Source organism: Bradyrhizobium prioriisuperbiae (genome assembly GCF_032397745.1).
GTDB classification, from domain to species: Bacteria; Pseudomonadota; Alphaproteobacteria; order Rhizobiales; family Xanthobacteraceae; genus Bradyrhizobium_A; species Bradyrhizobium_A prioriisuperbiae.
The window spans coordinates 8,138,814-8,160,353 of the sequence record NZ_CP135921.1; the positions used below are offsets into that span (position 1 = coordinate 8,138,814).

18 protein-coding genes are annotated in these 21,540 nt (G+C 63.6%); 5 read left to right on the plus strand and 13 right to left on the minus strand.

What is annotated here, in order from left to right:
- Positions 1–42 precede the first annotated feature (42 nt).
- Genes RS897_RS37695 through RS897_RS37705 form a run of 3 tightly spaced genes read left to right on the plus strand, consistent with a single transcriptional unit; the run spans position 43 to position 3,852 of the window.
- Positions 43–540 (plus strand): (2Fe-2S)-binding protein, encoded by a 498-nt coding sequence (locus RS897_RS37695; RefSeq protein WP_315833733.1) that lies wholly within the window; start codon positions 43–45, stop codon positions 538–540.
- A complete protein-coding gene (locus RS897_RS37700; protein ID WP_315833734.1) occupies positions 537–1,595 on the plus strand; it encodes an FAD binding domain-containing protein in 1,059 nt (352 codons plus the stop codon). Before RS897_RS37695 ends, RS897_RS37700 begins: the two co-directional genes overlap by 4 nt.
- Complete coding sequence (locus tag RS897_RS37705; RefSeq protein ID WP_315833735.1) at positions 1,585–3,852, plus strand: xanthine dehydrogenase family protein molybdopterin-binding subunit; 2,268 nt, start codon at positions 1,585–1,587, stop codon at positions 3,850–3,852. Before RS897_RS37700 ends, RS897_RS37705 begins: the two co-directional genes overlap by 11 nt.
- A gap of 93 nt (positions 3,853–3,945) precedes the next feature.
- Here the strand turns inward: RS897_RS37705 and RS897_RS37710 are convergent, their stop codons facing one another.
- Positions 3,946–4,581: a hypothetical protein gene (locus tag RS897_RS37710; RefSeq protein ID WP_315838876.1), complete on the minus strand. Its 636-nt coding sequence runs from the start codon at positions 4,579–4,581 to the stop codon at positions 3,946–3,948.
- Between the two features lie 181 nt (positions 4,582–4,762).
- Between RS897_RS37710 and RS897_RS37715 the strand changes: the two genes are divergently transcribed.
- Together RS897_RS37715 and RS897_RS37720 are read left to right on the plus strand one after the other, a co-directional pair.
- The gene (locus RS897_RS37715; protein WP_315833736.1) at positions 4,763–5,653 is read left to right on the plus strand and encodes a LysR substrate-binding domain-containing protein; all 891 of its coding nucleotides are present in this window, start codon (positions 4,763–4,765) and stop codon (positions 5,651–5,653) included.
- Between the two features lie 316 nt (positions 5,654–5,969).
- Positions 5,970–8,186 carry an alkaline phosphatase family protein gene (locus RS897_RS37720; RefSeq protein WP_315833737.1) on the plus strand — a complete coding sequence of 739 codons (2,217 nt, stop codon included), beginning with the start codon at positions 5,970–5,972 and terminating at the stop codon, positions 8,184–8,186.
- A 103-nt stretch (positions 8,187–8,289) separates the two neighbouring features.
- Here the strand turns inward: RS897_RS37720 and RS897_RS37725 are convergent, their stop codons facing one another.
- From RS897_RS37725 to RS897_RS37780, 12 genes are all read right to left on the minus strand, one after another.
- Entirely contained in the window at positions 8,290–9,516 is a 1,227-nt protein-coding gene (locus tag RS897_RS37725; protein ID WP_315833738.1) for an SMP-30/gluconolactonase/LRE family protein, read from the minus strand.
- 182 nt (positions 9,517–9,698) lie between these two features.
- Positions 9,699–10,472 carry an SDR family NAD(P)-dependent oxidoreductase gene (locus tag RS897_RS37730; protein ID WP_315833739.1) on the minus strand — a complete coding sequence of 258 codons (774 nt, stop codon included), beginning with the start codon at positions 10,470–10,472 and terminating at the stop codon, positions 9,699–9,701.
- Positions 10,469–11,776: a histidinol dehydrogenase gene (hisD, locus tag RS897_RS37735; protein ID WP_315833740.1), complete on the minus strand. Its 1,308-nt coding sequence runs from the start codon at positions 11,774–11,776 to the stop codon at positions 10,469–10,471. The genes RS897_RS37730 and hisD overlap by 4 nt, the downstream gene beginning before the upstream one ends.
- Positions 11,777–11,791: 15 nt before the next feature.
- Positions 11,792–12,742 carry a cyclase family protein gene (locus RS897_RS37740; RefSeq protein ID WP_315833741.1) on the minus strand — a complete coding sequence of 317 codons (951 nt, stop codon included), beginning with the start codon at positions 12,740–12,742 and terminating at the stop codon, positions 11,792–11,794.
- Positions 12,743–12,817: 75 nt separating this feature from the next.
- Positions 12,818–13,522, minus strand: a complete 705-nt coding sequence (locus RS897_RS37745) for an ABC transporter ATP-binding protein (RefSeq protein WP_315838877.1) — start codon at positions 13,520–13,522, stop codon at positions 12,818–12,820.
- A gap of 15 nt (positions 13,523–13,537) precedes the next feature.
- Positions 13,538–14,320, minus strand: a complete 783-nt coding sequence (locus RS897_RS37750; RefSeq protein WP_407654380.1) for an ABC transporter ATP-binding protein — start codon at positions 14,318–14,320, stop codon at positions 13,538–13,540.
- Positions 14,317–15,303 (minus strand): branched-chain amino acid ABC transporter permease, encoded by a 987-nt coding sequence (locus RS897_RS37755; protein WP_315833742.1) that lies wholly within the window; start codon positions 15,301–15,303, stop codon positions 14,317–14,319. Before RS897_RS37755 ends, RS897_RS37750 begins: the two co-directional genes overlap by 4 nt.
- A gap of 4 nt (positions 15,304–15,307) precedes the next feature.
- Entirely contained in the window at positions 15,308–16,192 is an 885-nt protein-coding gene (locus RS897_RS37760) for a branched-chain amino acid ABC transporter permease (RefSeq protein WP_315833743.1), read from the minus strand.
- Between the two features lie 67 nt (positions 16,193–16,259).
- Positions 16,260–17,504, minus strand: a complete 1,245-nt coding sequence (locus tag RS897_RS37765; RefSeq protein WP_315833744.1) for an ABC transporter substrate-binding protein — start codon at positions 17,502–17,504, stop codon at positions 16,260–16,262.
- A gap of 68 nt (positions 17,505–17,572) precedes the next feature.
- Positions 17,573–19,966, minus strand: coding sequence for a xanthine dehydrogenase family protein molybdopterin-binding subunit (locus RS897_RS37770; protein WP_315833745.1), 2,394 nt, complete (start codon positions 19,964–19,966; stop codon positions 17,573–17,575).
- Positions 19,963–20,445 (minus strand): (2Fe-2S)-binding protein, encoded by a 483-nt coding sequence (locus RS897_RS37775; RefSeq protein ID WP_315833746.1) that lies wholly within the window; start codon positions 20,443–20,445, stop codon positions 19,963–19,965. The genes RS897_RS37770 and RS897_RS37775 overlap by 4 nt, the downstream gene beginning before the upstream one ends.
- Positions 20,442–21,320, minus strand: coding sequence for an FAD binding domain-containing protein (locus RS897_RS37780; protein WP_315833747.1), 879 nt, complete (start codon positions 21,318–21,320; stop codon positions 20,442–20,444). Before RS897_RS37780 ends, RS897_RS37775 begins: the two co-directional genes overlap by 4 nt.
- Positions 21,321–21,540 lie beyond the last annotated feature (220 nt).

The following is a 21,540-nucleotide window of genomic DNA, read 5'->3' on the forward strand; positions in this document are numbered from 1 at the left end:
GGCTTCGATCCATACATCACAATCCCTGAATGGAGTACCTCGATGTCACTCTCCATCAGCCTCACCGTCAATGGTCTGCCGCGCACGGTTGCGCTCGATGACCCACGGGTGACGCTGCTCGACCTGTTGCGCGAGCGGCTTGACCTGCCGGGCACCAAGAAAGGCTGCGACCGCGGACAGTGCGGCGCCTGCACCGTGCTGGTCGACGGACGGCGCATCAATTCATGCCTGTCGCTGGCGGCCAGCCTCGACGGAGCCGAGGTCACCACCATCGAGGGGCTCGCAGACGGCGACACGCTGCATCCAGTCCAGGCCGCCTTCATCGCACACGACGGATTCCAGTGCGGCTACTGCACGCCGGGCCAGATCATGAGCGCCGTCGGCCTGATCGCGGAAGGCCACGCCGGAGACGATCCGGAACGCATCCGCGAGCTGATGAGCGGCAACATCTGTCGATGCGGTGCCTATCAGGGCATCACCGAAGCGGTGCTGGACGCGCAGAAAACCAACGCTGACTCACATCGGAAGGACGCGGCATGAATCGTTTCGACTATATCAAGCCGGCCAGCGTGCCGGAGGCCGTCGCGGCCGCGGCCCTTCCGGGATCGGCGTATCTCGCAGGAGGTACCAACCTGCTCGACCTGATGAAGGGCAGCGCCGCACGGCCCGCGCGGATCGTCGATATCACCCGCCTGCCCGGCCTCGACCGCATCGAATGGTTACTCGACGGCGGCGTGCGTTTCGGCGCGCTGGTTCGCAATTCGGATCTCGCCTATGACACGCGCTTTTCGCGAACGTTTCCGGCCATCGCTGAAGCGCTGCTGTCGGGAGCCTCGGCACAACTGCGCAACGCGGCGACCGTCGGGGGCAACCTGATGCAGCGGACGCGCTGCGCCTATTTCCACGACCAGGCCAGCGCCTGCAACCGGCGGACGCCGGGATCAGGCTGTGATGCCCGCGACGGCGAGAACCGTTTGCACGCCGTACTGGGCTGGAGTGACAACTGCATCGCTACCCATGCCTCCGATCTCTGCGTACCGCTGGTGGCGCTGGATGCGGTTGTCGAGGTCGAGGGCCCGCAGGGCGCCCGCGAGATCCCGTTGGATCAGCTGCATCTGCTGCCCGGCACAACACCGGACCAGGAAACCACGCTGGCGCCGGGCGAACTCATCGTCGCTGTCCGGCTTCCTGCGAGCGCCGCAGCCTTCGCACACCATACGCGTTATCTGAAGCTGCGCGAGCGCACCTCCTATGCCTTTGCGATTGTCTCGGCTGCCGCGGCACTGGAGATCGAAGGCAATGTGATCCGGGGCGCGCGCCTCGCACTGGGCGGCGTTGCCGCAAAGCCATGGCGCGCACGAGAGGCGGAAGCTCTGCTGATCGGCGAACGCCTCACGGCGACGGCCTTCGCAAAAGCGGCTGATCTCGCGCTCGCAGAAGCGCGGCCGTCCGGTGACAACGCTTTCAAGATCGAACTGGCGCGCCGCATCGTCGTGCGCTCCTTGAACCTCGCAACGGAAGGCACACCAGAGGTCATGCCCGCACTGCCGGCCTCGCCCTTCTCCACGATTCCCGGAGCGCAGCATGTCGCCTGAGACCTCATCCTCAACCAGCCACCGCCGGCACGGATCCAACGCCGGCCAGCCGCTGACGCGCCGTGACGGCGTGCTCAAGGTCACCGGACGCGCAACCTATGCCGCTGACAACCATCCCGAAGGCATGCTCTACGCCGTCACCGCCGTCAGCACCATTGCACGCGGGCGCGTCATCGCGCTCGATGTCGCAGCGGCGAAGGCCCATCCCGGCGTGGTCGAGGTGCTCACCCCGGCCAACCGGCCGCCGCTAGCGCACGACCCGGACGAGAAGCTGCCGATGTTCGGTTTCCGCGTGGAAGTGCTGCAGAACGATCGCGTGCGTTATGTCAACCAGCCGATCGCGCTGGTGATCGCCGAAACGCTGGAGGCGGCGACGGAAGGAACCGCCCTGCTCAATCCGCGTTACGAGGTCGAGATCGCCCGCACCGGGGTCGAGAACGGCGAGCGCTTCCCACTCGCGTCCGTCGGCGTCGGTGCGCCGCCGCGCACGGCCCACGGCGATATCGAGGCTGGTCTTGCGGCCGCTGCCCGCGTGACAGAAGCCGACTACATCACGCCGGCGCAATACCACAACGCGATGGAGCCGCACGCGGTGGTCGCCGAGTGGGACGGCGACCACCTCACCCTCGACATGCCCAACCAAGCGCTTGCTCTGAGCTGTGCGTCCTACGCGGCCTTTTTCGGTATCCCACCCGGGAACGTGCTGATCCGCTCACCGTTTCTCGGCGGCGGCTTCGGCTCGAAGGCGATCCTCAATGGACCGCAGATTCTTGCCATCGCTGCGGCGCGCATGCTGAAGCGGCCGGTCAAGCTGGCTCTTACCCGGGGGCAGATGTATGGCCCGGTCGGGCATCGTGGCCAGACCTGGCAGAAACTGCGGATCGGCACGGACAATGACGGCCGACTGACCGCGCTGCATCACCATACGCTGGCCGCCACCTCGAGCTTCGACGAATTCATGGAGCCAGCCTCCAACGCCTCGCTGCCGCTCTATGCCAGCCCCGCCATTCTCGCCGAGCATGAAGGCCTGCGGCTGGACATCGGCACGCCGGGACCGATGCGTGCGCCCGGCGAGGCCTCTGGATCAGCGGCACTTGAAGTCGCGATGGACGAGGCCGCGGATGCCTGCGGCCTGGATCCCCTCGCGTTTCGTTTGGCCAACTACGCCGAGACCGAGCCCGGCACCGGCCGGGCGTTTTCATCGAAGACGCTGCGCGAATGTTACGCAGAGGGCGCCAAACGTTTTGGCTGGGCGGGCCGGCCGCTGCAGCCGCGCCAGATGCGGGATGAGAACGGTTTCCTGGTCGGCTGGGGCATGGGCACCGCGGTGTTCCACTGTCCGCATTTCCCGGCCGAGGGGCGTGCCACCTTGCGGGCCGACGGCACTGCGCTGGTGGAGACCGCCGGCGCCGACATGGGACAAGGCGCCTGGACGGTGCTGGCGCAGATCGCGGCGGAAACACTGGGCCTCGAGCCTGATCAGGTCGAGCTGCATTCCGGCATCTCAAGCCTGCCCGACGGCGGCATCGCTGGTGGCTCCGGCCACACCGCGAGTGCTGGTCTCGCGCTTCACAATGCCGGCGAGGATGCGATCGCGAAGCTTGCCGAACTCGCCACCTCCGATCGCGCCTCCCCGCTGTTCGGCACCGGCAACATCGGCGTGATCGCGCGCGGCGGCCGGCTGCATTTGCGCAGCGACGAAACCCGCAGCGACAGCTTCGTCGACATTCTCGCGCGCGCCGGCCGCAGCGAGGTGGTCGGCACAGCCAAGGCCATGCGTTCGCCGGAAGTAACCGCAGCGCATGCGATGTTCTCGCACGGCGCCGTGTTCGCCGAGGTGAAGGTCGATCCGGATCTCGGCCAAGTGCGGGTGACGCGCCTGGTCGGTGCCTTCGCGGCCGGCCGCATCATCAATCCCCGGCTGGTGCGCAGCCAGTATTTCGGCGGCATGATCTGGGGCCTGTCGTTCGCACTGCAGGAGGAAGCGATCGCCGATCACCGGACCGGCAGGATCATGAACGCCGATCTTGCGGAGTATCACGTGCCGGTCAATGCGGACGTGCCTTCACTCGATGCGATCCTGATCCCGGAGGACGATGCCTATGTCAATCCACTCGGCATCAAGGGCGTCGGCGAAATCGGCATCACCGGCACGGTCGGCGCGATCGCCAATGCGGTCTGGCACGCCACAGGCGTACGTGTCCGGCGCTTCCCGATCCGCATCGAAGACCTGCTCGTCAGCCGGGAGTCGGCCTGACAGCAGGAGCGGCAAGGCATCACCGCCTTGCCGGTCTTCAGACTGACGGCCTGAGAGCGCGCGTGCGCATGATCCCAGCCGCGCTCCCTTGGCTTACTTCCGGACCAGTGGAATCTGCAGGTTGGTGGGACGGTTCTGCTCCGTGTCGAAACCGCGGCCGTCGATATTGCGGGCGCCCCAAAACAGCAGATCTCCTCGGAGATAGACGAGGTCATACTCCATGAAGTTCGTCCCTTCCTTGAGAGCGAAGGGAGCGAACGCCTTTCCGAAGATACTCTGGGACGCGTTGACCGCCCATGGGGCGTATCCCACCGATGCGATCTTGTTGAGGACATCGGCAAATCCCTGCGCAAGCGGCGTGACCTCGTAGCTCTCATCAGCAACGAAATCGACCTTCTGTGCGCCCGGGGCGATCGGATGAACTCCTTGCCACAACATGTGGCCGCCGATCTTGATCCGCGCCAGCGGCACGGCGCCATAGGGGTCGGCCGAGTTGACGATCTCGAGCTCGAAGCGATCGGACGGCAAAGACTTGAAAGTGCGCTTGAGATAGAATGGCTTGAGCGAACCGTCCGGGCCCTTGCTCGCACTTGGCCGCACCTCCGGAGCGATGCTCTCCCAGTTTCCGAGCAACGCCTGCTTGATATTCGATAGGTCCGTTTCCATACCGCTTGCCTTCGGTTGATTGCTGGGGGACTGCGCTTTGGCTCCGTCGAATCCTGTCATCACCAGAAGCAACACCAGCGACGCTCTCAAGCCTCTGCACATGCGCACGCTCCAGCGGGAGGACGCGCGGGCTCTGCCTGTCAGGCAGCCCCCGCGTCATGTGCTTTTCGATATAGAAGCCACTGGTCGGCCTGAAAAAGACTTTGTAAGCTGGCCCCATGCCTGCCAGGCATGGAGAAATATGATGGAGCTTCGGCATCTTCGCTACTTCATCGCCGTGGCCGATGCCGGCAGCTTGACGGTCGCCGCCGAGCAGAAGCTGCACACGTCCCAGCCCTCTCTCAGCCGGCAAATCCGCGATCTCGAACAGGAGGTCGGCGTTGCACTGATGAATCGCAGCGTTCATGGTGTCGAGCTGACGCCGGCCGGCAAGGCGTTTCTCGACCATGCACGCATGGCAATTCACCAGGCAGAGGCCGCAAAGGAAGCAGCACTAAGCGCCGCCCAGCCGGCGAAACCGACATTCGCGCTCGGCTTTCTGTCGGGGGCCGAAATCGATTTGCTGCCCGAAGTGGATCGCGTGCTTCGCGCCGCGTTTCCCGGCATCGACATCCGCCTGTCGAGTGACTATTCCCCGGCGCTCGCCAAAGCCTTGATGAGGCGCAAGCTCGATGCAGCCTTCATCCGGCGGGAAGAGACCATGGGAGAGCTGGCCAGCAGGCGTGTGCGGACCGACCCGCTTATTTTCGTGCTTCCGAGCGACCATCGCCTGGCCTCACAAACGGCCATCGCACCGGAAGAGGTCTTGAACGAAATGTTCTATCTTCCGTCCAAATCTGCGCCCGCGGTTCGCCGTATCGTTCTGGAGTATTTCAACCGCGTCGGCATCGATCTCAAGCCGGAACATGAAGTGCACAATGTCGTCCATGCCATATCGATGATCACATCGACGCGCGCGGTGATGTTGCTGCCGGCTTACACAAAACGGTATCTGCCAGAAACGATAACCACTCGGCCGGTGATGGGGGAAGCGCCGACACTCGACCTGGTCCTCGCCTATCATAAGGCGAACACCTCTCCGGTCTTGAAGCTGCTTCTTTCCAGAGTCGGAAAGCTGGCTGGGACGCCATCCTAGTACCCGGAATCATAGCCAAGTGACACGAGCAAACACTGTACGTGCCCACCGATTCTGAATCACGTTTGATCAAAAGTGGGTACTAGCTAGTCCGTGCGACGACAGCGGATCTTCCACAATTTTATCCCTCCGACTTGTGTGTCGCTTGAAGACGACATTTCAAGGCAGCAGATATCGGATCACACTTGGAAATTTCAGGGATCATCAGCCGACACCTCGCGGCCTTGTCACTGCGACGTCATATGCGTCGCTCAAGCGTCACATGTGTGTCGTCAGCCAAGCCCGATACTCGCGGTCTCGAACATGGGGCGTCCACATGAGCTTGAAGATCCTTCTCTCCCTGATGTCGGCGATGTCGCTCGCTGCATCGCCGATCGGCGTTGCGCGTGCCGATCAGAATGGCAGCGATCGCGACCCTGGCACCAGCAACTCCCGCGATGACAACCGTGATCGCGATCACGACGGCGACCGTCGTGGCCGCAAGCCGCGGGTGGTGATGATCTCGCTCGACGGCGCCAAGCCTGATTTTATCCAGAAATTCATCGACGAGGGCGTGCTGCCGCGAGACGGCGGCCTGGCGCGGCTGAGCCGCCGCGGCGCGGTGGCGCTGCAGAACGTGACGGCGTCGCCGTCGCTCACGGCGGTGTCGCACATCGAGATCGCCACCGGCTCGACGGCGGTCCACAACGACATCCCGTCGAACACCTTCCAGGCCATCGTCGGGCCGATTTCATCGAGTCTCAGCGGCTTCGCGGCACCGATCGGCGGCTATCGCCAGAACCCGCTCGGGCCTTCGCCGCGGCCGACAGCATTGCCGCTGTGGGTGCAGCTGCGCCAGCAGGGAAAGAAGGTGGTCACCGCAACCTGGCCGGGCGGCGACGGCGCCGACATCTCGATCAACAACACGGTGGTGCAGCCGGCCCAACCGACCCGCGTGACCGACTACACCGTGCCGTTCGGGGCATTCGGCGGCATCGGAGCCCAGGGCTTCACACTATCCCGGGGAGACTTCGCGCCTGATCCCGCGGTTGTCGCAGCGCTCCAGGCGGCTGGCCGCTTCTCGTACAGCCCGGTGCTCGCGACATCGGTGCCGATCGAAACATTCTCGTGCTCCTCGGCACCGACCGCGACCTGCAGCAATGCGGCGACGCTCGACCTCAAATACGCGATCCGGGTGGCGGCGCTAGACACCACCAACGACAAGAAGGTGAACTACGACACCCTGGTGTTTTTCGACACGACGCGCGGCATCACGGCGGGACCGTTTCACGCGCCATCGACCGGACCGGCCTACGCCAAGTTCGGCCGGGAGAATGCACCGTTCTTCTTCGAAGGCAGCGGCGCCAAGGTCGGCACAGCGTACTTCGTCTCGGCGCTGTCGCCGGATCTCTCAACGGTGCGTTTCGCCCGCTACGGCGCCAACTTCATCCCGCGCAATGCGCCGGTGCTGGCCGATGTCGACGACATCAACACCAACATCGGGTTCTGGCGTCCGCAAGCCGACTTCCGCATTCCGGAACGGCTGAGCCCGGGCTTCACCAACTTCCCCGACATCGAGATCGAGACGATGTATGAGGACATGGTGAAGACCTTCGCACGCTATCAGGCTGATATCGGCGAACGCGCGATCCGGAGGAATCCCGACGCCGACCTGGTGATGGTCTACATCGAGCAGCCCGACGGCTCCGAGCATCAGTTCCTGCTCACCGATCCCCGCCAGGGCACCAAGCCCACCGATCCGAATTCGATCGGCGCCGGCCAGGATCGTGCCAAGGTCGCGCGCTACGCGTCCTACATCCGCTTCGCCTATCAGACCGCCGACAAGGCGGTGAAACAGATCACTGACGCGGCCGGCCGCGACAGCAACGTCATCGTGGTGTCGGACCACGGCTTCGCGCCGTTCCACAGCTCGGTCAGCATGACCAACATCCTGCGCAATGCCGGTATCGACACCTCCAAAGTGGCGATCCGCACCTCGGGTCCGGCGGTCAATATCTACATCAACCTGCAGCAGCGCGAGCTGGGCGGCACCGTCGATCCCGCGACCTACAATGCACTGGTGACCCAGATCACCGACGCCGCGAAGAACGCGGTCGATCCCAATCCGAAGTTCAACTTTTCGCTCAAAGGCGGGAAGCTCTTCACCGTGGTCGAGACCCGGCCGCTGCAGTGTGACGCGGGGACCGGGCAGTGCACCAGCAAAACCATCGGCCAGGATTTCGGCGATGTGTTCGCGCTGATGGCGCCGGGCTATAACTTCGACGGCATCCAGAATCCCGGCGTCGCCCGATCAGGCGATGCGCCGTTCAATACGGCGACGACCACGCTGTCGATGCCGAACTTCTATGGTGCCCATGGCCACGATCCCGAGCTGCCGGTGATGAGTGCGACCTTCATCGCCGCCGGCCCGCAGATCCGCGACACCACGATCCGGCGCATGCGCAACATCGACGTGGCGCCGACCATCATGCAGATCCTGGGCGTCAGGCCCCACCGGGTCGATGGCGAGGTGCTGCACGAGATCCTGCGCTGATAGCCAGCGTCGAGGACCCGGCCCTCGGCCGCAAGTTCAGAGCATGAAAAAAAGCGCCGACGGATCACGCCGGCGCTTCCTTCCCGGTCTCATGGCGACCGGATCAGCCCGGCCCTGCGCCCTGCGTCGCAGTATACACGGCGTAGAGCGACTGGCTCGCGGCCATGAACAGGCGGTTGCGCTTGGGGCCGCCGAAGCAGATGTTGCCGCAGACCTCGGGCAGACGAATCCGGCCGATGAGCTTGCCGTCCGGCGACCATACGGTCACGCCGTTATAGCCGACGCGGCGGCCGGCATTGCTCGAGAGCCAGACATTGCCGTTGACATCGCAGCGCACGCCGTCGGGACCGCACTTCACACCGTCAATCACGCAATCGCTGAACTTCTTTTGATTGCTGAGCTTGTTGTCGGTGCCGACATCGAACACAAACATGTCGCCTTTGCCGCCCGCACCGCTGTCGCCCGGCCCTTTGCCGGTGCTGGCGACGTACAGCTTCTTGTAGTCGGGCGAGAACGCCAGGCCGTTAGGATCCGGCACCTGGTCCTCGGTCACCACGAGATCGGTGCGCCCGCTGGGATCGACGCGATAGCAGTTGGTCGGAAGCTCGCGCCTGCCGGGCACGAAGCCCGCCGGCTGGCCGATCCTTGGATTGAGCTTGCCGCCTGCATTGCTGGGGCCGCCCGCAACATCCGGCTCGCCTTCATAGAGCTGGCCGCCATAAGGCGGGTCGGTGAACCAGTAGCTGCCATCCGGATGAGCGACCACATCGTTGGGCGAATTGAGCTTCTTGCCGTTAAAATTGTCGGCAAGCACGGTCGCCGTGCCATCGTGCTCGTAGCGCACGACTCTGCGGGTGAGATGCTCGCAGGAGAGCTGCCGGCCCTGGAAGTCGAACGAATTGCCGTTGGAGTTGTTGGAGGGCGAACGAAATACGGAAACGCGGCCGTCGTCCTCCGACCATCGCATCTGCCTGTTGTTGGGAATGTCGCTCCACAGCAGATAACGGCCCTGTGCGCTCCAGGCCGGCCCTTCGGCCCATAACAATCCGGTGTGCAGACGCTTGATCGCTGCGTTGGGCTGAGCGAGGTCATTAAAGGAGGGATCGACCGCGATGATGTCGGGGTCCCAGAAATAGGTGGTCGGGGCGCCGCCAGGGCCGAAGTCACGCGGCGGGCTGGTGATCGTCGACGGCGGCCCCAGTTCGCCCCCCTGCTGGGCCAGCGCGCCGCCGGCTGCGAGAGCAGTAGCACCGGCAGTAATCGCCAGGCCGTGGACGAGCGTTCGTCGTGACATCGTTGATTGCGGATCGCGCGGCACTTCGCGTGTCATCACATCCTCCCCATGTACGCGCCGGCGGTTGATCCGGCCCGGCGGCCGCCAGACTAATCCGGCTTCGGAAAGGTTGCGAGAGGCGCTTCGCTTCACCGCGCAGGCGAAGCGTGCAGTGCGAAATGGATCGCCTCGCTCAGGACCCATCTATCGGGATAGCAGACAGGTGTTGCCTGTCCCCGCTACTCCGCCGTCCAGCCGCCGTCGATCACCAGTGACGATCCCGTCATCAGCGATGACGCGTCGCTGGCGAGGAACAGGATTGCGCCCATCAAGTCTTCGACGCGACCGAGACGCCCCAGCTTGATTTTCGCCACCACGCTCGCCTTGAACGCTTCATCCTCTAGGAAGGGACGCGTCATCGGGGTTTCGATGAAGGTCGGGCACAGGGTGTTGACCCGGATGCCATGCGGCGCGAGGTCGAGCGCCATGGCCTTGGAGAACCCCTCCATCGCCCATTTCGACGCACAATACAGCGAACGGTTCGGTCCGCCGACATGTCCCATCTGCGACGACATGTTGATGATCGAGCCGCGGAAGCCCCCCTCTATCATCCGGCGGCAGACCGACTGCGCCGCGAAATAGGCGGCGCGGACGTTCAGGTTCATCACCACGTCGTAGTCTTCGAGCGACACGTCGGTGACCGGCTTGGGCCGGTTGGTGCCGGCATTGTTGACGAAAGCGTGGTACGGCTCGCGTCCGTCGATGGCAGCCCGAAACGCCTCGACGTCGGTGACATCGAGCGCCAGCGTATCTGCGGCAAGACCCTTGTCACGCAGTCCCGCGGCAGCGGCGTCGATCTCACTCGCCGTGCGCGCGCACAGCGTGACATGCGCGCCTGCCTCGGCAAGCGCACAGGCGGCGGCCAAGCCGATGCCCCGCCCTGCTCCGGTAACCAGGGCGCGGCGGCCATCAAGCCGCAGTGAGGGGGTCTGCGGCAGAGGTTGCGTGTTCATTCAGCGGCACTCGCATAAGGCACATTGCGTCCACCATAACGGCGCACCCGCACGTTAGCCTGTTCGGCATGGCCGGCAAAGCCTTCGAGCATGCACAGACGCGAGCAGTATTCACCGATCATGGCGGACGCCTCATCGGTCAGCACGCGCTGGTAAGTCACGGTCTTGAGGAATTTCCCGACCCACAGTCCGCCGGTGTAGCGCGCCGCCTTCTTGGTCGGCAGGGTGTGGTTGGTGCCGATCACCTTGTCGCCATAGGCGACATTGGTGCGCGGCCCCAGAAACAACGCGCCGTAGTTGGTCATGTGGGTGAGGAAATAATCCGGATCGCGGGTCATCACTTGCACGTGCTCGGAGGCGATGCGGTCGGCCTCGCGCACCATCTCCTCCTCGGAATCGCAGACGATGACTTCACCATAGTCCTCCCAGGCCTTGGCAGCGACGGCCGCGGTCGGCAGGATCTTCAAGAGACGCTCGATCTCGGCCATGGTTTCGCGCGCGAGCTTGTCCGAATTGGTCAGCAGGATCGCCGGCGAGTTCGGCCCGTGCTCAGCCTGCCCCAGCAGGTCGGTCGCGCACATCTCGCCGTCGACAGTGTCGTCGGCGATCACCAGGGTTTCCGTCGGTCCCGCGAACAGATCGATGCCGACCCGGCCGAACAGCTGGCGCTTGGCTTCCGCGACAAAGGCATTGCCGGGGCCGACCAGCATGTCCACCGGCGCAATTGATGGCGTTCCCAGCGCCATCGCTCCTACCGCCTGGATACCACCGAGACAGTAGATCTCGTCGGCGCCAGCAAGGTGCTGCGCCGCCACGATGGCCGGCGCCGCCTTGCCGTGGAACGGCGGCGCGCAGGTGACGATCCGCTGGACGCCTGCGACTTTCGCCGTGATCACCGACATGTGCGCTGACGCCAGCAGCGGATACTTGCCGCCCGGCACATAACAGCCGACCGAATTGACCGGGATGTTTTTGTGCCCGAGCACAATGCCCGGCAGCGTCTCCACCTCGATATCTTTCATCGAGTCGCGCTGGTGCTGGGCGAAGTTGCGCACCTGCTCCTGGGCGAACTTGATGTCATCGATGTTTCGCTGCGAGAGCTCGCCGAGACATTCTTTGATCTCGGCGTCGGTGAGCCGATAATCCTTGCGATCCCACTGGTCGAACTTCACCGACAGCTCGCGCACGGCGGCATCGCCGCGCTGCTCGATGTCAGTGAGGATCGCCTCCACCGTCGCGCGAACCTTGGAATCGTCCTCGGCGCGCTGGGCCGCATCGCGGCTCTGTTTGAGATAATTGGCCATCACAGGTCTCCGCGATTATTTGATCGCCTGAGGATTGATCGGCGATCCAGCCGCACCGGGCAGGTGCAACGGCGGCGCCGTGAAGAAGAATTCATACACCTTGTCCTGCGCGCAATCCTCGGCCAATTCCTTCAGGTAGAAGATTTCGCCCATCGAGATTCCGATAGCCGGAATCACGACCCAATGCCATGGCTGATTGGCCTCATTGGTTTCGTTGGGACGAACTTCGCAGCCCCAGGTGTCGGTGCAGATGGCGGCGATGTCCTTTTCACGGATCCAGTAGCAGGTTTCGAACGCCACGCCGGGGGCGTTGCCGCCGCCGTAACCGCTCCAGTCCTTTTTCGCCAGGCAGCGCTCCTGGTGGCCGGTGCGGACGATGACGAAATCCCCCTTACGGATCTCGACCCCCTGCGCCTTGGCGCAGGCATCGAGGTCCGCGTTGGTGATGGCATAACCGTCGTCGAGGGAATCGACGCCCTTGAAGCGCGCGACGTCGAGCAGCACCCCGCGTCCGGCCATCTTGTTGCGGACATGCTCGATGCCGAGCTTCTTGGCGCCGCGGGCGTCGACCAGCTTGGCGTCGAAACCATTGTACATCTTGTCATCGAGGAAGATGTGGCAGAGCGCGTCCCACTGGGTCGAGGCCTGGCAGGGCATGTTGATGGCGTCGTCGGCGTAACGCAGGTACGGCGACGGGTTATCCTGATTGCCGGCGGCGGCATCGGTGCCGGTGGCCAGCATGGTGTGGATCGGATTCCAGCGGCCGCCGAACAGGCCGGACTGGATCGGCTCCTTCAGCGACAGGCCCAGTGCGAACACCTTGCCCTTCTTGATCAGCTTGCCGGCATTGATGACATCCTCGGGCGTCACATTGTTGAGGGTCCCGATCTGGTCGTCCTGGCCCCAGCGGCCCCAGTTCGACAGCTTTTTGGCGGCTTCGTAGATGGCGGCGCGGTCAACTTTCATGTGGTCTTCCTTTCCTTTAATTTATCACTTGATCATTTAAACGGCATGACGAATTGCGAACCCGTCCGCCGGATGTCATACGGAACAGTAACGCTCCTTGATGTCGTCGTCGGCCAGCAGGGCACTAGCGGTGGCATGGTGCACGACCGCCCCTTGATCGAGCACATAGGCGCGATCGGCAATGTCGAGCGCCAGCTCGACATTCTGTTCGACCAGCAGGATGGTGGTGCCCTGGGTCTTCATCTTGCGGAACAGTTCGAACATCTCGTCGACCAGCACCGGCATGATGCCCTCGGAGGGCTCATCCAGCATGATCAGATCGGGGCTTGCGATCATCGCGCGCGCGATTGCCAGCATCTGCTGCTCGCCGCCAGACATGGTCACGGCTTCCTGGTCCAACCGCTCGGCGAGGCGCGGAAAAATCTCGGCAATGCCTGCGATCAGCTCCGTCTCTTTCTTCTTGTCGGGCGACGCGACCAGGCCGAGCCGCAGGTTCTCCCGCACCGTCAGGCCCTGAACGATGCGGCGCTCCTCGGGCACGTAAGCAAGCCCCAGCGCAAAGCGCACGTGGGCGGGCTGTGCGAGTATCTCCTTGCCCTTGAAGGCGACGGAGCCACGCCGCTTGTCCAGCAGGCCCATGATCGACTTCAGGGTCGTGGTCTTGCCGGCACCATTGCGCCCGATCAGGCAGACGATTTCGCCCTTGTTCACCTCAAGGCCGATGTCCTGCAGCACATGGCTCGCGCCATACCAGGCATTGAGATTTTCGACCCGCAACATGGCCTGCGACATGCCTCAATGCTCCCGCTGGCCGAGATAGACACGCTTGACCTGATCGTTCTGGCGCACGTCGTTAGGTGTCCCCTGCGCCAGCAGTTCGCCGTGATGCAGCACCAGCACCCGATCGCTGATCCCCATCACCAGCTTCATCTTGTGCTCGACCAGGATCACCGTGCGTTCTTTCGACAGCTTGACGATCAGATCCATCATCACCCGGGTTTCTTCCGGGCTCATGCCCGCGGTCGGCTCATCGAGCAGCAGCAGACGCGGATCGGCGGCCAACGCCATGCCGATTTCCAGTGCCCGCTGTTCGCCATGGGCCAATTCCTTAGCCAGCCGTTCGCGCCGGTCCCACAATCCGACCAGCGCCAGCAGCGCATCCGCCCGCTCGACAAGACCCGCAAGCTTGGCCCGCGGCTGCCAGATGTCGTAACGCGAGACGAACGCCTGCAGCCCGACCCGAACATTCTCCCGCGTCGTCAGTTGCGGAAAGATGTTGGTGATCTGAAACGACTTCGCGATGCCCATGTGGGCGAACTTGTGCTGCGGGACGTTGGTGACGTCGCGCCCCTCGAACTCGATCTTGCCGCCGGACGGCGGGAACGCTCCCGACAGCAGATTGAAATAGGTGCTCTTGCCCGCGCCATTGGGACCGATGATCGAGGTGATGGCGCCGCGGGAAAACTCCGCCGAGATGTCGTGCAGGGCCCTGAACTTCCCGAACGTCTTGCTGACGCCGCTGGTGCGCAGGATCACATCTGACGAGTTGGCCTGTGAAGATGCCATAGCAGTCGTCATGGCTTGATCCGCTTCAGAATAGTGCCCCAGATGCCGGCCGGGAAGAACAGCACGCAGATCACGAACACAGCGCCGACGATCAATTGCCAGTGCACCGTCCACAGCGACACCAGGTTTTCCAGGAGCAGGAACACCGCCGCACCGACGAACGGGCCGAAGAAGGTGCCCATGCCGCCGAGCAGCGACATCATCACCACCATGCCCGAGGTCTCGTAGTGCAGGATTTCGATCGGGACGATCGACAAATGCAGAGCGGCAAGCGCCCCGGCCAGCCCGCAGAAGCCGCCGGATAACACGAAGGTCAGAAGACGGGTCGCAGTCACGTTGTAGCCGGACGCCCGCGCCCTCGCCTCGTTCTCGCGCACCGCTTCGATCACCGCGCCAAACGGCGAGGCCAGGATGCGGGACAGCATGAAGAAGGCGGCAATGACAAACGCCGCCACCACATAGTACCGCGTCAGCGGATTGATGAAATCGAACTTCAGCCCGAAAATATCGATGGCACGCACGTTGATGCCGCGCAGGCCGTTCTCGCCACCGGTCCAGTCGATCGCCTGATAGAACAGGTAATAGACGCATTGTGCCAGTGCCATGGTCACCATGGCGAAGTAGATGCCGCGGGTGCGGATGGCGAGGCTGCCGATCAGTGCCGCCATGACAAGGCCACCAAGGACGCCAATCGCGATCGCCGCATACCAGGGCAAGCCAAAATGCACGATGGCGATGCCGCAGAGATAGGCGCCGGTGCCGAACAGCGCCGCATGGCCGAACGACAGCAGGCCGAGATAGCCGAACAGCAGGTTGAAGCCGAGCGCATAGAGCCCATAGATCAGAATGTTCACCGCCAGCGCCGTGAACGGCATCACCAGCGGGAATACCAGCACGAACAGGCTGGCAAGGATCGCACGGTGGCGCCGGGCGAATTCGAACCAGCTCGCCGGTTCGACGCGGGCCTGGGCGACGGTTTGGGAGAGATCGTTCATTCGGTCAGCTCATCAATCCGGCGCGGCCGAAGAAACCCTGCGGACGGATCAGCAGTACGATTGCCATCAGGGCAAAGATCGACACCTTGGCCATTTCCGGGGCGAACAGCGAGGTCATGCTGACCACGACACCCACCAGCAAACCTGCGATGACGGCGCCTCCGATCGAACCCATGCCACCGACCACCGTGACGACAAAAGCTTCCGCCAGAATGGTGGCGCCCATTTCCGGGATCACGCCCTGCAGCGGCGCGGCCAGCAGGCCCGCAAGACCGGCAATCGCGGTGCCGATGCCGAACACCACCAGCCACACCCGCGACACGTCGACGCCGAGCACGCGCACGATCTGTGGATCGCGCGCACCGGCGCGGATGATCAGGCCGAAGCTGGTGCGCTCGAGAAACAGCCAGAGGCCCAGCAGCACGACCACGGCCGCACCGATGACAAAGAGACGATACAGCGGAAAATAGCCGACGCCGATGTCGACGGCGCCCTGCAGCAGTTCCGGCGTCTCGAACGGATAGCCGCTGGTGCCGAACGCGATACGTACGAGTTCGACCATGATGTAGCTGAGGCCGAAGGTCAGCAGCAGTGGATAGTCGACGCCGCGGCCGTACAGGGGCCGCACCAGGAAGCGCTCCACCATCATGCCAACGCTGCCGACAATCAGCGGAACGGCAACGATGCAGAGCCAGAAATTGCTACCCATCGACAGCAGGAACAGCCCGACATAAGCGCCGACCATGTAGAACGCGCCGTGGGCGAAGTTCACCACCGTCAGCATGCCGAAGATCAGCGAGAGGCCGATGGCGAACAGCACATAGATCGCGCCCAGCGCCAGCCCGGTGAACAGCTGCAGAGCGATCAGGTCGAAGCTCAAACCGGCCATGTCAAATCAACCATCAGGAAACTCTCCGGAGAGATGCGCGCCCCGAACGAGGGCGCGCATGCTTGATTCAGGCCTTGTGGCCCAGCGCCTGGCAGGTGCGCAGGTTGGTTTCGTTCGGCGCTTCGGTCTCGATCACATTGAACACATCGGCGTCGCCCTTCTGCGGGGTCACCTTGGATTCGATGATCAGCACCGACTGCACCGACTGGTGATCGCATTTGCGATAGTATTGCGGCCCCTTGTAATAGTCGTATTTCAGCGCTTCGACCGCGGCGATCACCTTGTCGGGGTCGAGGCTGCCGGCGGCTTTGGCGCCCATCAGCAGCGTCTTGACGCCGCCATAACCGAGCGCGCCGTAGTCCGACGGCACCTTGCCGCCATGCAGCTTGCGGAAACGATCATTGAACGCCTTGGCGGAGGCGATCTTGTCTTCGATGCCCCAGTAATACGATGTGCCGCCGATCACGCCTTCGAATGCCTGCGCGCCCGCCGCGACGCGGCCGGTGTAGAGCACGATCGGTGCCACGATCTTCATCGACTTCTTCATGCCGAAGTCCGTCGCCTGCTTCAGCGCGATCTGCTGGTCACGGCCGAAATTGCTGATGCAGAGGATGTCCGGCTTCAGCGCCTGGATGCGCGGCAGCAGTGTCGAGAAATCCGTGGTGCCGAGCGGATGGCGGATATCCACCAGCGTCTCGACCCCGAAGGCCTTGCCGGCCTCCTGGAAGCCTCTGACCATTTCATGGCCGTAGGCATAGTCGGCGGTCAGGAACGCGACCTTCTTGCCGAATTTCGGGAAGGCGTAACGACCGACCGCACCCGCGGTCATGTGCGGATTGAGTGCCTCGTGGAAGGTGTATTTGCTGAAGTCGGCGACTTCATTGATGGTGTCGGACTGGCTGATCGAATTGAAGATGATACCTCGCTCCTTGGTCACGTTGTTGACCGCGAGCTGGACAGCGGCCGACAGGCTGCCGACGATGAAGGAGACCTTTTCCTTTTCGATCAATTCGAGGGTGCGGGTGGCGGCTTCGCCGGGATTGAGCTTGTCGTCGCGCACCAGCAATTCGGCTTTGCGGCCGTTCAGACCGCCGCCTTCGTTGAATTCGGCGATGGCGACTTCGGCGGCGCGCACCTGGTCCTGCGCCTCAGTGCCATAGGGGCCGGTCAGCGGCACCGGAAAGCCGACCTTGATGGTCGCTTCCTGCGCCTGCGCGAGATTGATGCGGAACGGCGACGCCGCGAGCACCGCACCGGCACTTGCCGTGGCCAGAAGCTTTCGGCGTGAGATCAGCTTGGTCGTCCTGGTCATGAATTCCTCCGTAAACAACTCTGATTTTTGGTTCTTGCGTTGGTTCGTTACGATTGCAGTATCAATGGTCAGACACGTCCGAGCGCTTCGAGAATAAGCCGTGGTGTCAGCGGGATTTCCGTGATGGTAACATCGAAAGGTGACAAGGCATCATTGACGGCATTGGCGACACAGGCGGCCGCACCGGCGGTGCCCGCCTCGCCCGCGCCCTTGGCGCCGAGTTCGGTTTCCAGTGTCGGAGAAATCACGTGCGCGACCTCGATGTCCGGCATCTCGCCCGACATCGGCACGAGATAGTCCGCCATGTTGGCGTTGGTCAGTTGGCCCCGCTCATCGTAGATGCAGTGTTCGTAAAGCGCCGCCCCCAGCCCCTGCACCACGCCGCCGCGCACCTGCTCGTCGACCAGTTGCGGATTGATCACCGTGCCGCAGTCCTCCACCACCCAGTGATTGAGCAGCTTGATGAAGCCGGTTTCGGTGTCGACTTCGAGCCATGAGGCCTGGATGCCATTGGTGAAGGCGAATGGATATTCGCGCGGCACATAGTGGCGCGTCGCCATCAGTTCCGGCTGAAAGCCCGGCGGCAGGGTATCCGGCCGGAAATAAACAATCCGCGCCAATTCCTGCAGTTCGATGCGCTGCTGGCCGCCCTGTGCGTCGACCACCGCATTGTCCACGATATCGAGATCGCTTGGCTTGGACTGCAGGATCGCCGCCGCGACATTGAGGATATTGCCACGCAGCACCTTGGCGGCCTGCAACGCGGCCTCGCCGCCGATGCCGGCGCCGCGCGAGGCCCAGGTGCCGCCGCCATAAGGCGTGTTGTCGGTGTCGCCGAGAATAACCCGCACCCGCTCCATCGAGACGCCGAGCACACTGCCGACGATCTGCGCGGTCAGCGATTCCGACCCCTGCCCCTGCTCGGTGATGCTGGTCTGGCAAATCACAAAGCCGGTGGCGTCGAGCCGCACGGCAACGCCGTCCTGGGACGAAATCCGCGCGCCGCCAACGCCGTAGAACGCGGCCCCGGGATTGGTAATCTCGATGAAGCTGGCGATGCCAATGCCGCGGTAGATGCCTTGCTTGCGCAGCGCCGCCTGTTCGGCTCGCAGCTCGTCGTACTTCATCATCGCCAGCAGCTTGTCGAGCGAGGCATGGTGCGACAGCGCCTCGAATTTCAGTCCGGCCGGCGAGCTGCAGGGATAGGCATCATCACGAACGAGGTTGCGCCGGCGGATCTCCACCGGATCCATCCCGATCCGCTTTGCGGCCAGATCGACCAATCCCTCGGTGACCGAGCAGGCGATCGGATGGCCGACGGCCCGGTACTGGCAGGTGACGTTCTTGTTCTGGTACACGACGCGCGCCCGCGCCCGGTAGTTCGGCGTGGCATAAGGGCCGCCGACCAGATTGACCACCTGGTTGGCCTCCACAGCACTGGTGCGCGGATACATCGAATAGGGGCCGACGCCTGTGAGATCGTCGATCGCAAACGCCGTGATGGTGCCGTCCTTGTTGACGCCGATGCGTCCCTCGCAGACATGATCGCGGGCGTGGATGTCGGTGTTGAAGCTCTCGACCCGGTCGGCAACGAACTTGATCGGACGGCGCAACAGCTTCGACAGCGCAGAGGTCGCCATCTCGTCGGCATAGATGTGAACCTTGATGCCGAAGGAGCCGCCGACATCCTTGCACACCACCCGCACCTGCGCCTCATCGAGGCCGAGGTGCTTGGCGGCGATATTCTGCACCATGTGCGGCGCCTGGGTGCCCTGATAGATAGTCAGCCGCCCCTCGCCGGCATTCCAGTCGGCGAGCACGGCGCGCGGCTCCAGTGTCACGCCGGTGTGTCGGCCGAACACGAACTCCGCTTCCACAACCTCGTCGGCTTCAGCGAATGCCTGGTCGACAGCACCGGCATCGAGATTACGCTCGAACGCCAGATTATCGCCGAGGTCAGGATGAATCACCGGCGTTTCCGGATCAAGCGCGGTGCGCATGTCCGTCACCGGCGCAAGCTCAGCGTACTCGACCACGACATGCTCGGCCGCGTCCTCGGCCAGCGCGCGGCTGGTCGCAACAATGGCAGCGACGGCTTCGCCCTGCCAGCAGGCCCGATCGACGGCGATCGCGTGCTGCGGGGCCGACTTCAGGCCCTTGAGATGTGTCAGCACGCCGACCCATGGGGTGATGACCTCGGCCAGCTCACGCCCGGTAACCACCGCAATCACGCCAGGCTTGGCCTTGGCTACCGTTGCATCAATCGCAACAATCCGCGCATGCGCATGCGGCGAGCGCAGATACACCACATGCGCCATCCGCGGCAGCGTCATGTCGCTGACATACTGGCCGCGCCCCTGCAGCAAGCGCGCCAGATTTGGCCGCGGCACGGTCTTGCCGATGTAGGAGTTGGGGCGGTCCAGCACCGATAGCCCGCTCGGCCGGTCGGACACGCTGCTCATGCGCGCCCCACCCGCTTGCGCGCCGTCGCTTCCACCGCGTCGACGATGGCATGATAGCCGGTACAGCGGCAGTAATTGCCCGACAGATGCTCGCGGATCTGCTCACGATCCGGCTGCGGCATCTGCTTCAGCAGATCCTGCGCCGTGATCAGCATGGCGGGCGTACAGTAGCCGCATTGCAGCGCATTGCGGGTATGGAATGCCGCCTGCAGATCAGCGATTTCACCAGTGTCGGACAGCCCCTCGACGGTCTCGACTGACGCGCCATCGAGCTGGACCGCCAGCAGCAGGCAGGCCCGCACGATATCGCCGTTCAGCCGCACCGTGCAGGCGCCGCAGACACCATGTTCGCAGCCGACATGAGTGCCGGTCAGCCCGAGATGCTCGCGCAGGAAATCGGCGAGGTTCAGCCGCGGCAGCACATGGGCCTCGATCAGCTCACCGTTCACCTTCAGCGAGATCGGCAGCGGCGCCGTCATGCGAACTTCCTTGTCCGCAGATCGGGACGCTGCAGCAATGTCGCGACGCACTGCTCCAGCAATTGGCGTGCGAGATAGCGGCGCATTCCGGCTGACGCCTGCTGATCCTCCTGGGGATCAAGCTCATCATCCAGGGCCGCCTGCGCAGCGGCCAGCGTCGACGCGGTCACCGGCCCACCGACAAGATGGGACGACGCATCTGCAAGCAATGGCCGGTCGCCGACCGCGAAGAACGCCAGCCGCAGATCGACGAAGGCATCGCCGGTTATGGCCGCGCTGGCGGCGAGGCCAACGATGGCGTAGTCGCCCTTGCGGCGGGCGTGCTCATGGAAAAAGTGAATGCTCTCCGGCTTGAGCGGAATCTCGACTGCCGTCAGCAGCTCTTCCGGCGTCAACGCCGTCTCATAGATGCCCTGGAAAAAGTCCGCCGCCGGAACGCGCCGCTCATAGTCCTGCCCCCTGACCACGATGGTGGCATCCAGCGCCAGGACGCAGGCCGGCAGCTCCGAGGCGGGATCCGCATGCGCCAGACTGCCGCCAAGCGTGCCACGGTTGCGTATCGCGGGATGCGCGACATGGGCGATCGCCTCGGTCAGCAGAGGTGCATGCCGCGCAATCTCCGCTGACGCCTGCACATCGGCATGGCGAGTCAGCGCGCCGATCCGCAACATGCCGTCGCTGACGGAAATCCCGCGTAACTCCGCAAGCCCGCCAATATCGACAATCCATTCAGGCGCCGACAGACGCAGGTTCAGCGCCGGCATCAAGCTTTGTCCACCCGAGAGCACCTTGGCCTGCTCACCATGCACGGCAAGCAGTTCGAGCGCATGGTCCACGCTCGATGCACGCGCATAGCTGAAAGCCGAAGCTTTCATTCGTCCCGCCTCCCTGCCTCATTTTTATGGATGAGCCTCAATCCCAATTAGAGGGTGGCCCGCGACAAAGGTCAAGCTTGTTTATCGAACGATTATTTACTCGTCCTCAGTTTCGCGAACCGATTACCGCGGGGATCACGACGGGTTGAACCAACCGAACCAAGCGAAAGCCGATACGAAGTCATTGGGATACTACTGACTTCACAGTTCTTCTCGCATC

Bases quoted from the DNA above. Each gene is read 5' to 3' on its own strand.
- RS897_RS37695 (WP_315833733.1), top strand. From the start codon at position 43: ATGTCACTCTCCATCAGCCTCACCGTCAATGGTCTGCCGCGCACGGTT.
- RS897_RS37700 (WP_315833734.1), top strand. From the start codon at position 537: ATGAATCGTTTCGACTATATCAAGCCGGCCAGCGTGCCGGAGGCCGTC.
- RS897_RS37705 (WP_315833735.1), top strand. From the start codon at position 1,585: ATGTCGCCTGAGACCTCATCCTCAACCAGCCACCGCCGGCACGGATCC.
- RS897_RS37715 (WP_315833736.1), top strand. From the start codon at position 4,763: ATGGAGCTTCGGCATCTTCGCTACTTCATCGCCGTGGCCGATGCCGGC.
- RS897_RS37720 (WP_315833737.1), top strand. From the start codon at position 5,970: ATGAGCTTGAAGATCCTTCTCTCCCTGATGTCGGCGATGTCGCTCGCT.
- RS897_RS37725 (WP_315833738.1), bottom strand. From the start codon at position 9,516: ATGACACGCGAAGTGCCGCGCGATCCGCAATCAACGATGTCACGACGA.
- RS897_RS37730 (WP_315833739.1), bottom strand. From the start codon at position 10,472: ATGAACACGCAACCTCTGCCGCAGACCCCCTCACTGCGGCTTGATGGC.
- hisD (WP_315833740.1), bottom strand. From the start codon at position 11,776: ATGGCCAATTATCTCAAACAGAGCCGCGATGCGGCCCAGCGCGCCGAG.
- RS897_RS37740 (WP_315833741.1), bottom strand. From the start codon at position 12,742: ATGAAAGTTGACCGCGCCGCCATCTACGAAGCCGCCAAAAAGCTGTCG.
- RS897_RS37745 (WP_315838877.1), bottom strand. From the start codon at position 13,522: ATGTTGCGGGTCGAAAATCTCAATGCCTGGTATGGCGCGAGCCATGTG.
- RS897_RS37750 (WP_407654380.1), bottom strand. From the start codon at position 14,320: ATGACGACTGCTATGGCATCTTCACAGGCCAACTCGTCAGATGTGATC.
- RS897_RS37755 (WP_315833742.1), bottom strand. From the start codon at position 15,303: ATGAACGATCTCTCCCAAACCGTCGCCCAGGCCCGCGTCGAACCGGCG.
- RS897_RS37760 (WP_315833743.1), bottom strand. From the start codon at position 16,192: ATGGCCGGTTTGAGCTTCGACCTGATCGCTCTGCAGCTGTTCACCGGG.
- RS897_RS37765 (WP_315833744.1), bottom strand. From the start codon at position 17,504: ATGACCAGGACGACCAAGCTGATCTCACGCCGAAAGCTTCTGGCCACG.
- RS897_RS37770 (WP_315833745.1), bottom strand. From the start codon at position 19,966: ATGAGCAGCGTGTCCGACCGGCCGAGCGGGCTATCGGTGCTGGACCGC.
- RS897_RS37775 (WP_315833746.1), bottom strand. From the start codon at position 20,445: ATGACGGCGCCGCTGCCGATCTCGCTGAAGGTGAACGGTGAGCTGATC.
- RS897_RS37780 (WP_315833747.1), bottom strand. From the start codon at position 21,320: ATGAAAGCTTCGGCTTTCAGCTATGCGCGTGCATCGAGCGTGGACCAT.